The organism is Phyllobacterium chamaecytisi (assembly GCF_020164455.1).
Taxonomy (GTDB): domain Bacteria; phylum Pseudomonadota; class Alphaproteobacteria; order Rhizobiales; family Rhizobiaceae; genus Phyllobacterium; species Phyllobacterium chamaecytisi.
The window spans coordinates 77,131-89,309 of the sequence record NZ_JAIQWW010000022.1; the positions used below are offsets into that span (position 1 = coordinate 77,131).

Below are 12,179 nucleotides of genomic sequence, written 5' to 3' on the forward strand. Positions count from 1 at the left end.
CCGCGGGCCTGTCCGTCACAACAGTGAAGGCAGGACCGCGTATCTCTCAGCGCTCATGCAGGACAAAGTCATTGCGCGAGCCAGGCATTGAACCGCTGCGTCAGGGCCTCGGAATTGTCGGTCCAGAAATCAACATCCAGGGAAATCGCTCCCTTGAGATTGTCCGGCGACGTCGGAAGCTCGGTCTGGAACTTTGCAGGCACGAGTTCGCCTGCCTCAATGTTGGGAAGTCCGTAGGCGATGTATTCGGGCAATTTAGACTGGTTGTGCGCCTTGCTTGCATAGGCTATGAAGTCCATCGCCGTGTCCTTGTTGGGACTGTCCTTCAGCACCACCCAACTGTCGATAGCATAGATGCTGCCCGGAAACACAAAGCCGAAGTGCTTGCCTTCGGACCGGTTCAAACCGCTGATACGACCGTTATAAGCAGTCGTCATGACCACCTCTCCCGAGGAGAGCAACTGAAGCGGCTGCGCTCCGGCCTCCCACCAGACAATGTTCGGCTTCAGCTCATCGAGTTTTTTGAAGGCTCTATCGACGCCTTCCGGGGTAGCAAGGACTGAGTAAACTTCATCGGCAGCCACACCGTCCGCCATCAAGGCGAATTCGAGCGCGTATTTCGCTCCTTTGCGCAAGCCTCGCTTGCCGGGAATCTTCTTCGTGTCCCAAAAGTCGGCCCAAGAGGCCGGCGCTTGTTTCAACTTGTCGCCATCGTAGGAAATTCCAGTTGACCAAACGATGGCGCCAACGCCGCAATCGCTGACGGCAGCGGGTAAGAACTTGGACTTGCCGCCCAACTTGTCCCAGTCGACCTTTTCGTAAATGCCGTCCGCGCAGCCAAGCGCAAGTTCCTCGGCCTCAACCTGGACAGCATCCCAGTTTGGAACGCCCGCTTTCACCTTGGCCTGAAGCACGCCGTATCCGCCGTCCCAGCTCTCATCGAGCAGCGGCTTTCCAGCCAGCTTTGCGAAAGGCTCGAAATAGATTTTGCGCTGAGCGTCCTGGTAGTTCCCGCCCCAAGACACGACTGTCAGATCACGGGCTTCAGCGGTCGCTGTTCCGACGGTCGCCAACGCGCATGCTATCAACGTTGCGTTCAGAATTTTCATTGTCATTCCCCTTGTTTTTCTATGACCAAACTAAGAAACCACAGTTTGACTCGATTGAAAGCCTGATAAAGCGCCGCGGTGATTAAAATCACCATTCCAAGTCAATATGTCGGCGGGGTTATCGCGCTCAAGATCTCGCTCTTCTGCTCGCCGACGTTGCGGAAGCGATGGGGGAGCCGGCTGTCGAAATAGTACCCATCGCCCTGGTTCAGGATCTTTTTCTGGCCGCCAACGGTCACTTCCACAGCACCTTTGATCACCATTCCCGCCTCCTGCGCGGCATGCGCGAAGGCTTCTCCGGTGTCAGCGCCGACCGCGTAGGTCTCGTGCAGCATTAGAAGTTGCCGGTTAGGATGGTTGAGCCCGATGACACGGTAGGAGATGGTGTCGACCTTGCCGATCTCTACCAATTCCTCTCCTCCGTAGAACGGTGTGTATGGCAGGCTCGACTGAAGATCGCTGAAGAACCCGGGGAGCGTCGTCCCGAGCGCGTCCAGCACCGCGCTCAACGTGTCGATTGACGGACTCATCCTGTCCCGCTCGATCAGGGAAATGGTGGAATGGGAGATTCCGGACCTCACTGCCAGCTCTCGCACGCCCAAATCGCGCCTGCGCCGCATCTCTTTCAATTTGACGCCGATTTTTGGCATTGGATGTTCCCAAGATTGGAGTGCCTCATCGAAACAGCCTGTCACCACACGACGTACACAACGCGCCGCCTTGGTGAATATACTGAACAGATGCTCCGCCAGCAATTGCAGTAACGCGGCGGGTGCCCGATTGTGACGACATTCCTCCAACAAGCAACCCGGAGATCCAAATGGCAAACCGCTCCCGCCAATTCGGTGACAGGATAAATCATCTCAAGCAGCCAGACGTTGTCTCGATTTCGGATACTGCTGCAATTGAGGCCGTGGTCAAGGACATCATTGCGAATGTGCGGGCACGCGGAGACGATGCCGTCGGAGAATATGCACGCACCTATGACCGGTCCGATCTAGTCACATTCGAGGTGAGCCACGAGGATCGCCTGGAAGCCGTTGCCAATCTCGATCCCCAGACCAGGAAAGACACTGAGTTTGCCATTGAGCGCGTCAAGGCGTTCGCCGAAGCGCAACTGCGAACCCTACTTCCGCTCGAATTCGACGCCCTTCCGGGACTACACCTCGGACACCGCGTCATTCCGATTGAGGTTGTTGGAGCCTATGTGCCCGGGGGCCGATATCCGATCCTATCTGCACCCGTCATGACTATCGTGCCGGCAAAGGTTGCCGGCTGCGATCATGTCATCGCCTGCCTGCCGCCCAACGCCCATCCGGCCATGATTGCCGGCTGCCATTTGTCGGGTGCCGACAGGATCTTCAAAGTGGGCGGTGCGCAGGCCATTGCCGCCATGGCGTTCGGCACCGAAACCATTCCCGCCGTCGACAAGATCGTTGGACCCGGCAACGCCTACGTCAATGAAGCCAAGCGGCAGGTGTTCGGCCAGGTGGGCATCGACCAATTGGCAGGCCCCAGCGAAATTTATATCGTTGCCGACGAAACAGGCGACGCGGAGATGATCGCCACCGACCTTCTGGCGCAAGCCGAACACGATGTCAGGACCCGGGTTGGCCTTATCACAACCGATCAAAAACTCGCCGAGGCTGCACTGGAGGCGGTGGAACGCCAGCTGGCAACACTGCCCACGGCCGACGTCGCCGGCGTCGCCTGGCGTGACTACGGTGAGATCACCGTTTGTGCCGATGAAGCCGCAATGATCGCGTATTCGGACCACATCGCGGCCGAACACCTTGAGGTTCACACACGCGATGCCCATTCTACGGCAGGAAAATTGCGCAACTATGGCTCGCTCTTCATCGGGGAACTTGCCAGCGTTGTGTACTCTGACAAGTGCTGCGGGACGAATCACACGCTTCCGACCATGGCCGCAGGACGTTACACCGGAGGTCTCTGGGTAGGTTCCTACGTCAAGGTGTGCACCCACCAATGGCTCGACGCGCGCGGTGTGGCCGCGGTCGCTCCCCCCTCAGTACGGCAAAGTCGCACAGAGGGTATGGAGGGCCATCGCCGGGCCGCGGCGCTTCGACTGAGCCGGCAATAATGGCTTCCGTCTCAGGATCGCGCATCGAGTCGCCGCAGCTCATTAGCCGAGCAGGCCTTTGCAACTTCAAACTCCTGCAAAGATCGACCAGGGACATTCGGTCCTTCGACTGGCCGGAATCAGGTTTGTGTTCGAACGCAGTACCCGTGTCCGCAACGGCCGCGATCACGCGAACTTCCGCTCCGGGTTAGCTCCCGACACGTAGCGGTTTTAGGAATTCCGCGACTTCTCATGCCTTTGTCGCTCCGGTGAAAAATCCCTCCAATTCGGCGAATCCCATAGCCTGCTCCGAGAAGCAGAAAGTGCCTGCTGACCGCATTTCCCGCGCCGCATTCACGAACATGCCGAAGGATAGCCTCGCCAGAGCCGAACCGACGCTGATGCGCTTAACACCCGCCTCCGCCAGCTCCGACACGCCGAATGTTGTTCCCGGCATTCCCATTACTATGTTGACCGGCTTCGTCACTGCCTCACAAACCAATCGGATCGTGCTGAGGTCATTAAGGCCAGGTGCGTAGACTACGTCAGCCCCGGCCCTTGCGAAAGCTTGCAGTCGCAGGATGGTGTCACCAAGATCGGGCCGGCCCCACAAAAAATTCTCACAGCGCGCTGTCAGCACAAAATCATGGGAGAGGGATCGGCGCGCCTCCACAGCGGCCTCGATGCGCTCGACCGCCAGTGTGAAATCATAGATCGGATCATCGCGCCGACCGGTATGATCTTCGAGGGAACACCCCGCGAGGCCAATTCCGGCAGCAGCTTGGATTGTCTCGGCAGCACTCTCTGGACTGTCGCCAAAGCCTTTTTCAAGGTCGGCCGAGACAGGGAGGGGTGTTGCTGCCACGATGGTTCGGCAATGGTCCAAGATTTCCTCTCTCGGCACGGTCCCCTCCGCGACGCCCAGAGAGAACGCCATGCCAGCGCTGGTGGTGGCGAGTGCGGGAAAACCCAAGGCAGCCAAAATCCGGGCGGTCCCAACATCCCAAGGATTGGGAATGAGGAACGCGCCCGGTCCTTTGTGCAATTTGCGAAATGCGGTACGTTTGTCTTCCATCTTCTATCCCATCCTGATGCTGGTCCCGAGCATTGCACGACCGCTCCTGAGATGCGGTTTGGCGGCCCATTGGGCACAAAAGGGTAGCCCGCCTTATCCAGCACGAAATCTGGAAAGACGCACATTCCGATAAATCCAAACAGTTGCAAAGATCAGAACGTCAATCCTCCCTTCCTTCCTCCCTCCCTCCGGTCGCCGGCAACGGTCGCGTAAATGTGGTCCGTGCGGCTGATTGCGACAGGTCCTCCTCACTACACGGCCCGATATCGGGGATTGGACGACGAGTGCGCTTTGGGCCATCTGCAGACATCGTGACGGCTTTGAGGGTCAAACCCAATGCTGCTCAAATGTGGCTGCCGAAGTTTAAGTTCCAGACGAAACATTGAGCAACTTTGGACGTCCGTCCCGAGCCTTCGAGGGAGCCTCCATCACACACTTTGTTGTTGCCGCACAGGCTGGCGACGTCGACGAGCCTATGACGGACAGGCCGCTGCCGTTAGCGCTCCCTACCTGACGATTTCGAACTCGCCCGGCTTCCAGGACTTATCGAACCATGACTCCAGAGGGCCATAGAGGCGAAGAAGAACGTTCCAGCCCTTGCCGGGAACTGTCTGGACCCAGTTGGCCGCATGGCCTTCCGGTGCTGTCGGGCCGAACCATACGTCGACTGAAGAGTCCGCATTGATCACAATGTCTTTCTTGTCGCTGCCAATGCTGGGAAATTGCTGATCAGTCTGCAGCATCGAACGGGTCTGATTGTCATACACAACGAACGACCAGAATTCCTTTGCCGGAATGTCAGGCGGCAGGTGCACCTTATAGGTCTTGCTGCCATCGAACGGCTTGCCGTCCTTGTCGGTCGTGGCACCGGCATATTGCGAACCGATGCCGACGCGCTTTATCGCCATGGCCGGGGTGATTCCCGTCGCATAATAGTGGAACAGGACACGGGCATCCAGATAGCGAACGCCGGGCTGCAGAAGAAACTCGTAGCTGCCGCCGACAAAGCCGGTGAACCAGGCACTTTCCGGATAATAATAGGCGTCCTTCATACGGGTCTTGAAGGTGATGGTGCGCGCCGTCGCATTGCCGACGGCCACGGCTTCAGTGAGGATCTTCTTCATCCGCTCGTCGGGCGCAAACGGTTTGCCTTTTTCAATGCCGATGGCGGCGAGCTGTCCCAGTACTTCGGGGTGATAGGCCTCGTTCGGCTCGGATTGGACGATGTTGTTCACTTCCTCGTAGAAATGGAAATCATTGGCATGGATGGTGTTGTATTCCTTGCCCGAGGTATTGATGATCTTCATTGCTGGCGGGTTGGCAGCGTCCGAAAGAAGATAGACCTTGGCGAACTTTCTGGTGTTTTCGACCGCGGTTGCGGTGCTGCCATTTTCGAGGAATCCGCGCCAGAAGAACAGGTTTCCGTAGGTTGACGTCCGCAAAACGAAATAGCCTTGGGGGACCTCGCCTTCGTAACCCGGCGGCAAAAGCAGGTATTTTCCACCCTTGCCCTTGTCAGGGCCGGCATTGCCGACATCGCCGACATATTCGAACCAGTGATTGTCGATCATGCCGAGAATGTTGGGCGGCGTCTCGATGACCAGCGGGCCGGCCTTGGTGTCCAGCCACATGAGATTGTAGATGCTTTCGGTGTTGCCGGTCAGGAACAGTGAACGCGAATCCATCAGGTTTTCGAAGATCAAAATGGTCTGGTTGTTGTCGGCGCCCTGGCTGGCCAATCCAACTCTCAGGGCTTCGACCGATGCGCCGGGCATGGCATTGAGAAAGGCATCGACGCCGCGCATGAAGTCGAGATTGTCGTAGATCTTCTCCGAAGTGGCGTCATCCGGGAAGCCATCGAAAAAGTTCAGTTTGCCAAGTCTGGTGTCCAAACTCTCCGGCGTGATGATGGAACCCGGTATCGGCGTCGTCATTTTCATCTTCGGCGCCGTATCGGCGGAAGTGGTGCCCAAGCCCATCAGCACCATTGCGGCGGTCGCGCAAAGCAGCCTCGTCATGCGTATCATAGTTCTCTCCTAATTGACGGCGCCTCTTCGGGCACCACACATCAGTACGGTCGGGGATAATTATTACGCCACATTGATACCGGGAGGCTGCCATGTCCCTTCACCCGCCGGCAGTATGGAAGGGGCTTCGCTTTTCGGCCAGTACAGGCGCATCACGATGTAGGCGGTACCGTTGGGCGCAGGCAGCCAATTTGCCTCCTTGTCTGCGCCGGGGCTGTCTTTCTGGATATAGAGAGTGAGTGAACCATCCTCGTTCTTCTTCATACCCGGCAGCATCGGCGAGTTGATGAGGTAGCGATTGATCGGGTTCTTGATCAAAAGCTGGCTCTTGCCGTCATACATCGTCACCGACCAAAAGGAGTTCACCGGCGGGAGTTGCCCTGCGGGGAAGGTGATCGTGTAGTTGTGCTTGCTGGCGTCGAGTGTTTCGCCTGTCGCATTCGTACGGGTAAAGGGATACATGGCTTCCACGGCATCGTTGCCATACATACCCGCCTTGGCAGCGGCGGCACGCTTTAGCCAATCTCCCCTGTAAAAGCTGCGGTCGCCAAAGAATGAACCAATACTCCAGCCGTTGATGGTTTTGTTTCCGCTCGCCGCAAACTTGGCGACCTTGTCATCACCCTCTTTCATCCCAAGGCCGATTTCCACTTTGTGAGCAATCGGAAGGTCCTTGAAATGGAATGATTTATCCGGGCCCACACCAATACGGGCGAGCTTGGCACGGATGGCCTTGTCCTCTTCCGTGGGCGGCACGAACGCAAGCGCGGCATCGAGATAGTCGAAGAAGTTGTCTTTGATGCCCTGCGTTGTCGCCGGCAGGAAGTCGATCTTCGGGGCGGCCGGGGGTGCAGGTTGCTTCAGGAAGGCCGACAGCGGCTGCACATTGTAGCCGGCCTGCACCTTTTCCACGTTCGCCAGGTCTTCGACGTTGATTAGCTGCGTCCGAAAATTGGCGAATACGAACGGGGTGGTCGAGGAAAAGATCTGCTTGATGCCAGTGGGCTTCTCGCCGTTCCAGTCGGGTCCGACCACGAGATAGGAACCCGGATCGTTTCCCGTAGCGCGGCTGCCAATATAGCCAAAGTTATAGGTATTGCCGTCGATCAACTGCACCGAATAATAACGTTCCTTCTCCACCGCCGGCACGGAGATCACCATCGGCTCGGCGCGCAGATCCAGCCACAGAATGGAGTATGGCGTGTCGCTGTTCGGCGTGACGATGGCTGTATCTTCATAGGTCGCCACATGATGCATATTGTCGATCTGGTTGAACGGTGCCTTGAACTGGCTGGATTTCGGATCGACGGCGAACTCATGCATGACCGCATAATTCATTACCAGCGGCAGGCCGTAGATGAAGCCTTCCTCAGCGATGTCCTTGGCCTCGATGATGTCAGGGTAACTCTGCGCCATTAAGAGGCTTGGCCTTGCAATCGCGGCTCCCGCGGCGATCGCCGCTGCGGTGCGAAGTAGATCTCGTTTTGTCAACATTTGCCGTACCCCTTTGTCACAGGATGAATCATTGAATTCGTGCGTTTCAAAACGGTCTTCTTTCATACCGGCAGGCGGCGCTGGTCTTTCTCATTTCGGAAACAGGAACGTAACGGCCAAGCGTGCACCGAAGCCGTCAGGGCCGTTGTCCGGGCTTTGTGCCCAATAGCGGACACCTGCCATGAGCTGAACTGGTTGCTTGTTGACCTTCACCAGTTTGGCGACCGTGAAGTTGATGGGAACGGACCATTGTTCGGCCTCCCAATTATAGGTGCTCTCGGTGTTCAGCGCGAAGGTCCACGCTTTCGGTGTTGTGTAGGAAATGAAGGGTTGCAGGAACGTCGAGTTCACGTCCTGACGATCGTCATCACCCGCGAACGACCAGATGTGGTTCACCAGAGCACCATAGGTCCAAGGACCGGATTGCTTGAGGGCCACGGCCGTCGGGCCCGCGCCCCACTTCCCGCCTCCAAGCAAGTCGTCCGTCGCGGTCGGCAAAAGAAAGACGGGACCGACGCCCCAAATGATACCACTCGAGGTGGGCTTCTTGGGCGAGAAGAACAGGCTCTGCGTCGTATCCCCAAGCCCGAATTGATCGCCGGACGGTCCTGCGATGTCGTTTTGCCAGACAATCGGCACGATGGTGCGAGAGATGAGGTTCCAGTCCTCGTTCAAGGTGAACGGAATGACGGGTTGAACATTAATGGTGTATTTGCTGCCATCGTCCGGGCCGTAGCCGCCATCATAGTTGCCCTGGAATGGTACGCTGATGAGCGACGCGATGGGATTGGAGAGTTTCTTGGCGAGGTCCGCTGCACTCTCTTGCGCCTGCGCCGAAAAAGTAAGCGCATAAAAGGCTACCGAAGCGGATAGAAATCCCAAGCGCAAGATCGTCATAAACATCCCCTGTCCTCATTACACAACTGCCTTTACGGCTGTTCCAACCCATTGCAGGTAGCGGCGATAGAAAGAAGTACGTAACTGTTAAACCGACCATCAGTGCTGCCGCAGCCATGCACAACACTTGCGATCCTTGGTGCAGTGAAACCTATCGGAGCGCCACTCCTGCGGGGAGTATCTTACTGTAACCTACGTCCGTGATTACCCGTTGCGCGGCGCATCTTGAGACGCTGCACCACCAACGCGAACAACTACTCCTGACCGCAGTAGCGCGCTGTTGCCGTTCCGATTGTCTGAAACTTTCCGTTGCCGGTTACTGTCGTTGCGCAGATCGTCGTTCCTGGATTCCACCAATACGTCGTCGGGCCCTGCTGCTGGGTAAACGCGTAGCCTCGCAACCGCAGCTGGTTTCGAGCTCCGGCGGCGGGAGCATTTACCAGATCGGCGAGGTCGACCGGTGCTCCCCCCGTGGTCGTTCCGGTCGCGTCCATGGCGACCGGAACAGACGAGGCTGGGACAGCGTCGTCACCCGTCGACTGACACGCAGCAAGCGCTATCATCATAAATAGTGATGTGGAGACGGCAGTTCGCATTTGCTTGACTCCCCCTCAAAATCGTTGCTCAGCCCATGCTTGGGATGAGAATAGTTGCCGGCAACGTGAAGACGCAGAAGCTGTCAGCGATGACAACGCCCCGCCGGAACGTCAATCGCACATGGTTGGCTGAAGCGCATTGGGCTTGCAACGGTTACGCGCCGCCGTTTGCCCTCCAGACTTTCCGCTCAACCGAGCGATGTGATTTGCATAATTGTCCCGGGAATCCTGATCGACGACGGCGATCGGGGCGGAAAGGATCAATCCCGCAGCGCCGCCTGCCACTGCCGCCGTTCCGGTCGTGGCTTCGAGGATCTTGTCGCCGAGGCCAACCCTGCTGTCGGTCAAGGTCTGGCCCTGGGAAATACGAGCGCCGATGAGTTGTACGATTTGCGGGGATTCGGCAAATTTGCTGTGATGGAGACTGTCGCCGGCTTTGATCTTGGTGAGATCGATCACCCTGATCTTGTTGGCGGCCAGTTCCTCCCTATAGGGAGATTGTTCGGGATCGATGGAACCAATTCTCGGTATGTCCCCCCATACCCGCCGAGACAATGCGAGCGCGCGATCGTCGCGGGAAACGAAAAGGGTGAACTGCGGGCGATCCGACCCCATGTCTGCGATCTGGGAACGGAACACATCGACATCGACATCAGCATCGGCAAGCATAACGTTCTTGAATTTCGCTGGCAGTCTGCCGTTACGGATGGCCATCTGGCGCAGCGACTCCAGGGCGAGCCAGTTGCCCATCGAGTGCGCCAGAATGGAGACGTCCTTTACCACGGGATCTCTAGCGAGATATTGAAACAGTGTTTCGAGGGCATTCCTCGTGTAGTTCGTACTCTCTCTGTCATATCCATAGGCCAGCAAGCTGCCGCGCGAAGGCCAGGTAACCAACAGGGGCGTGTTGGGGATGCCCGAATCTTGCATGATTTGTGCGAAACGATAGACGGCATCCTCAAAGCGGTTGTTGAAACCGTGAATAAAAACAATGACGCTGCGATCGGGGTTTTTCTTCACTGTAGCGTTCAGCCATGATTTGGCTCCGTCCAGCGTCAATGCGTCCGCTTTCAGAACCGCAAAGTCCGTTAGCGGATTGGAGGGAAGCTTCTTGGGCCAGGCAACTTCGCCCACTTTTCGCACTTTGCCTGGCGGGATCGAAACCGTTACGTCGGCGAAGGACGGTGTCAGCCCGCGCTCGCCACTGAACATTTGCCCGGAAACACTGGAACGGCTTCGCGTCGTTGTGACCAGCATCTCAACCTTGCTTGAAGATGGCGACGTGTCTGCCACAGGTGACAACACGTTCTTCGGTCTCCCGGCACAGCCTGTAGTCATACCGGCGATCGCCAGTATCACAATCCAACGCATGCCCTTTGAAAAAGGCGGTGCCAAGAGAACGGTATCTTTCCCCGACTAACAATAATAGACCCCCACAGCGCATCGCCTGACTGTGCGTCGTGCCACGCCGGCTACGCTGACGGGCGTGAGGGGACGGCCGATCCGGGCCTCGGCTATGCCGACAAAGCTGTAGAGGCTTGGAACCGAGAACTCCGATCCTGCTTCCAATGCGAACAATCCAGCGATCCCGGCCACAAGCGCGATTCTGAGTTTCCTTGACGCGTTCATTTCGTGCCTCCGGGGGTGAAGTGATTGGGAAGTTCGTCAATATTGGGCAGCTTCTCCAGATCCACCTTTTCGGCTTTCGATTTGTTTTTGAAACTGAAGTCGTCGGCAATGACGTCGATGCCGGTTTTCCAGTCACTGATCTGGATGCTGTATTGGGGTCCCTGGTCCACCTGACTTGCGGTGATCACATATCTGCAAGGATAGGGATTTTTGCCTTGGGCGATCCAGATCTGCCAGTCGACTTCCTTTGCCCGAAATGCAAGGTGGTCGCATTCCGTGCCGGCGATCACGCCGCTGCCAAGGTCCTTGACATCGACCACATCGCGCATCAGCTCCGCATAGACATTTGGCAGGATCAGGTCGGCGGCTGGAAGCGGCCTGTGCAGTGTATCTCTTAGCTGGTCGACGAGGTTTTCGACGGTGCCCGGCACGTCGACCTCAGTATAGAGATTGGCATCCTTGCCCAGCACGGTCAGCGTCTTGCCGTCAAACACCATCTCGACATCGGCGAAACCGCCATGGCGGGTGGCACGAATTTTGTCGGGCCGCCCCAACTCGATCTTGCCCGAGCTTGCAAGCAGCAATTTCTGATGGTCCTTGGTGACGACTTCAAGGTTGGTGTCGTAGTTGAACGATATTGCTTTCTGTGCAGCCAGATAGTCCGACATCGCCTTGAGCAACGTCTTGGCATCTGCTTCGGCTGCCGTCGCGCCCGTTGGCATTCCCGCAGCAATTGTCAGGGCGAGCGCGGCCGACGAGACGGACGCTGCGAAGGTCCGCATCGCATATTGAGCAATTATCATCCTGGGCTCCTCCCCCTCAGTTATTGTGAAATCTGGTGGACTGGCTTCAGACCCCACCGTCTCGACAAGCCTCCCGATTGGCCTGGAAAATGTACGCGCCACAAAGGAATTACGCCCGTAACATCTCGTATGTTACAGGTATCAATAGCCCTGCGAAGCCAGAGTCAGGACTCACTAATCAGAGCAAGAAGATGACGACCGCTGCTATACATATGCTTAAGAAAAGGTGTGGGCGCAGCGGTCGTATCGAGTGTGAATACGACGCCAGTCTTTGAGTTTTCCGAACATGTTTCGATCTTTGTGACGTTGCTTGTAGAGCACAACATCGTGCGGGATTGGCATCTTTCTGTTGGCCTTTGACGGAATGCAGGCCGGGATTGTGCGATCAGCCGGCGCCTTTCGAAACCCGTCGGCGTCTTAGCAGGCTGGCTGCCGTCCGATGTCCTTTCAAATGGGTAGCATCGAT

11 protein-coding genes are annotated in these 12,179 nt (G+C 57.0%); 1 reads left to right on the forward strand and 10 read right to left on the reverse strand.

What is annotated here, in order from left to right:
* Positions 1 to 68: 68 nt before the first annotated feature.
* Both LB462_RS26125 and LB462_RS26130 read right to left on the reverse strand, forming a co-directional pair.
* Positions 69 to 1,109: an ABC transporter substrate-binding protein gene (locus LB462_RS26125; protein WP_224514128.1), complete on the reverse strand. Its 1,041-nt coding sequence runs from the start codon at positions 1,107 to 1,109 to the stop codon at positions 69 to 71.
* 101 nt (positions 1,110 to 1,210) lie between these two features.
* Positions 1,211 to 1,759 carry a cupin domain-containing protein gene (locus tag LB462_RS26130; protein WP_224514131.1) on the reverse strand — a complete coding sequence of 183 codons (549 nt, stop codon included), beginning with the start codon at positions 1,757 to 1,759 and terminating at the stop codon, positions 1,211 to 1,213.
* A 170-nt stretch (positions 1,760 to 1,929) separates the two neighbouring features.
* Here LB462_RS26130 and hisD point away from each other — a divergent pair, with 170 nt between their 5' ends.
* Entirely contained in the window at positions 1,930 to 3,213 is a 1,284-nt protein-coding gene (gene hisD / locus LB462_RS26135; protein ID WP_224514133.1) for a histidinol dehydrogenase, read from the forward strand.
* A 229-nt stretch (positions 3,214 to 3,442) separates the two neighbouring features.
* Here the strand turns inward: hisD and LB462_RS26140 are convergent, their stop codons facing one another.
* The 8 genes from LB462_RS26140 to LB462_RS26175 all read right to left on the reverse strand — a co-directional run bounded on the left by LB462_RS26140 (position 3,443) and on the right by LB462_RS26175 (position 11,713).
* Complete coding sequence (locus LB462_RS26140) at positions 3,443 to 4,267, reverse strand: isocitrate lyase/PEP mutase family protein (protein ID WP_224514134.1); 825 nt, start codon at positions 4,265 to 4,267, stop codon at positions 3,443 to 3,445.
* A 506-nt stretch (positions 4,268 to 4,773) separates the two neighbouring features.
* On the reverse strand, positions 4,774 to 6,294 hold the full coding sequence (locus LB462_RS26145; protein ID WP_224514137.1) for a DUF1254 domain-containing protein: 1,521 nt from the start codon (positions 6,292 to 6,294) through the stop codon (positions 4,774 to 4,776).
* 63 nt (positions 6,295 to 6,357) lie between these two features.
* Complete coding sequence (locus tag LB462_RS26150; RefSeq protein ID WP_224514138.1) at positions 6,358 to 7,788, reverse strand: DUF1254 domain-containing protein; 1,431 nt, start codon at positions 7,786 to 7,788, stop codon at positions 6,358 to 6,360.
* A gap of 90 nt (positions 7,789 to 7,878) precedes the next feature.
* Positions 7,879 to 8,691: a transporter gene (locus LB462_RS26155; protein ID WP_224514140.1), complete on the reverse strand. Its 813-nt coding sequence runs from the start codon at positions 8,689 to 8,691 to the stop codon at positions 7,879 to 7,881.
* A 248-nt stretch (positions 8,692 to 8,939) separates the two neighbouring features.
* Complete coding sequence (locus tag LB462_RS26160; RefSeq protein ID WP_224514142.1) at positions 8,940 to 9,281, reverse strand: hypothetical protein; 342 nt, start codon at positions 9,279 to 9,281, stop codon at positions 8,940 to 8,942.
* A gap of 111 nt (positions 9,282 to 9,392) precedes the next feature.
* Positions 9,393 to 10,652: an alpha/beta hydrolase gene (locus LB462_RS26165; protein ID WP_224514144.1), complete on the reverse strand. Its 1,260-nt coding sequence runs from the start codon at positions 10,650 to 10,652 to the stop codon at positions 9,393 to 9,395.
* Positions 10,653 to 10,697: 45 nt separating this feature from the next.
* Positions 10,698 to 10,910: a hypothetical protein gene (locus LB462_RS26170; protein ID WP_224514145.1), complete on the reverse strand. Its 213-nt coding sequence runs from the start codon at positions 10,908 to 10,910 to the stop codon at positions 10,698 to 10,700.
* Positions 10,907 to 11,713, reverse strand: a complete 807-nt coding sequence (locus LB462_RS26175; RefSeq protein WP_224514147.1) for a DUF2092 domain-containing protein — start codon at positions 11,711 to 11,713, stop codon at positions 10,907 to 10,909. The genes LB462_RS26170 and LB462_RS26175 overlap by 4 nt, the downstream gene beginning before the upstream one ends.
* Positions 11,714 to 12,179 lie beyond the last annotated feature (466 nt).

What these genes read in the sequence shown, in the direction of transcription:
- LB462_RS26150 (WP_224514138.1), bottom strand. Translation starts at nt 7,788, where the DNA reads ATGTTGACAAAACGAGATCTACTTCGCACCGCAGCGGCGATCGCCGCG.
- LB462_RS26175 (WP_224514147.1), bottom strand. Translation starts at nt 11,713, where the DNA reads ATGATAATTGCTCAATATGCGATGCGGACCTTCGCAGCGTCCGTCTCG.
- LB462_RS26125 (WP_224514128.1), bottom strand. Translation starts at nt 1,109, where the DNA reads ATGAAAATTCTGAACGCAACGTTGATAGCATGCGCGTTGGCGACCGTC.
- LB462_RS26170 (WP_224514145.1), bottom strand. Translation starts at nt 10,910, where the DNA reads ATGAACGCGTCAAGGAAACTCAGAATCGCGCTTGTGGCCGGGATCGCT.
- LB462_RS26145 (WP_224514137.1), bottom strand. Translation starts at nt 6,294, where the DNA reads ATGATACGCATGACGAGGCTGCTTTGCGCGACCGCCGCAATGGTGCTG.
- LB462_RS26165 (WP_224514144.1), bottom strand. Translation starts at nt 10,652, where the DNA reads ATGCGTTGGATTGTGATACTGGCGATCGCCGGTATGACTACAGGCTGT.
- hisD (WP_224514133.1), top strand. Translation starts at nt 1,930, where the DNA reads ATGGCAAACCGCTCCCGCCAATTCGGTGACAGGATAAATCATCTCAAG.
- LB462_RS26130 (WP_224514131.1), bottom strand. Translation starts at nt 1,759, where the DNA reads ATGCCAAAAATCGGCGTCAAATTGAAAGAGATGCGGCGCAGGCGCGAT.
- LB462_RS26140 (WP_224514134.1), bottom strand. Translation starts at nt 4,267, where the DNA reads ATGGAAGACAAACGTACCGCATTTCGCAAATTGCACAAAGGACCGGGC.
- LB462_RS26155 (WP_224514140.1), bottom strand. Translation starts at nt 8,691, where the DNA reads ATGTTTATGACGATCTTGCGCTTGGGATTTCTATCCGCTTCGGTAGCC.
- LB462_RS26160 (WP_224514142.1), bottom strand. Translation starts at nt 9,281, where the DNA reads ATGCGAACTGCCGTCTCCACATCACTATTTATGATGATAGCGCTTGCT.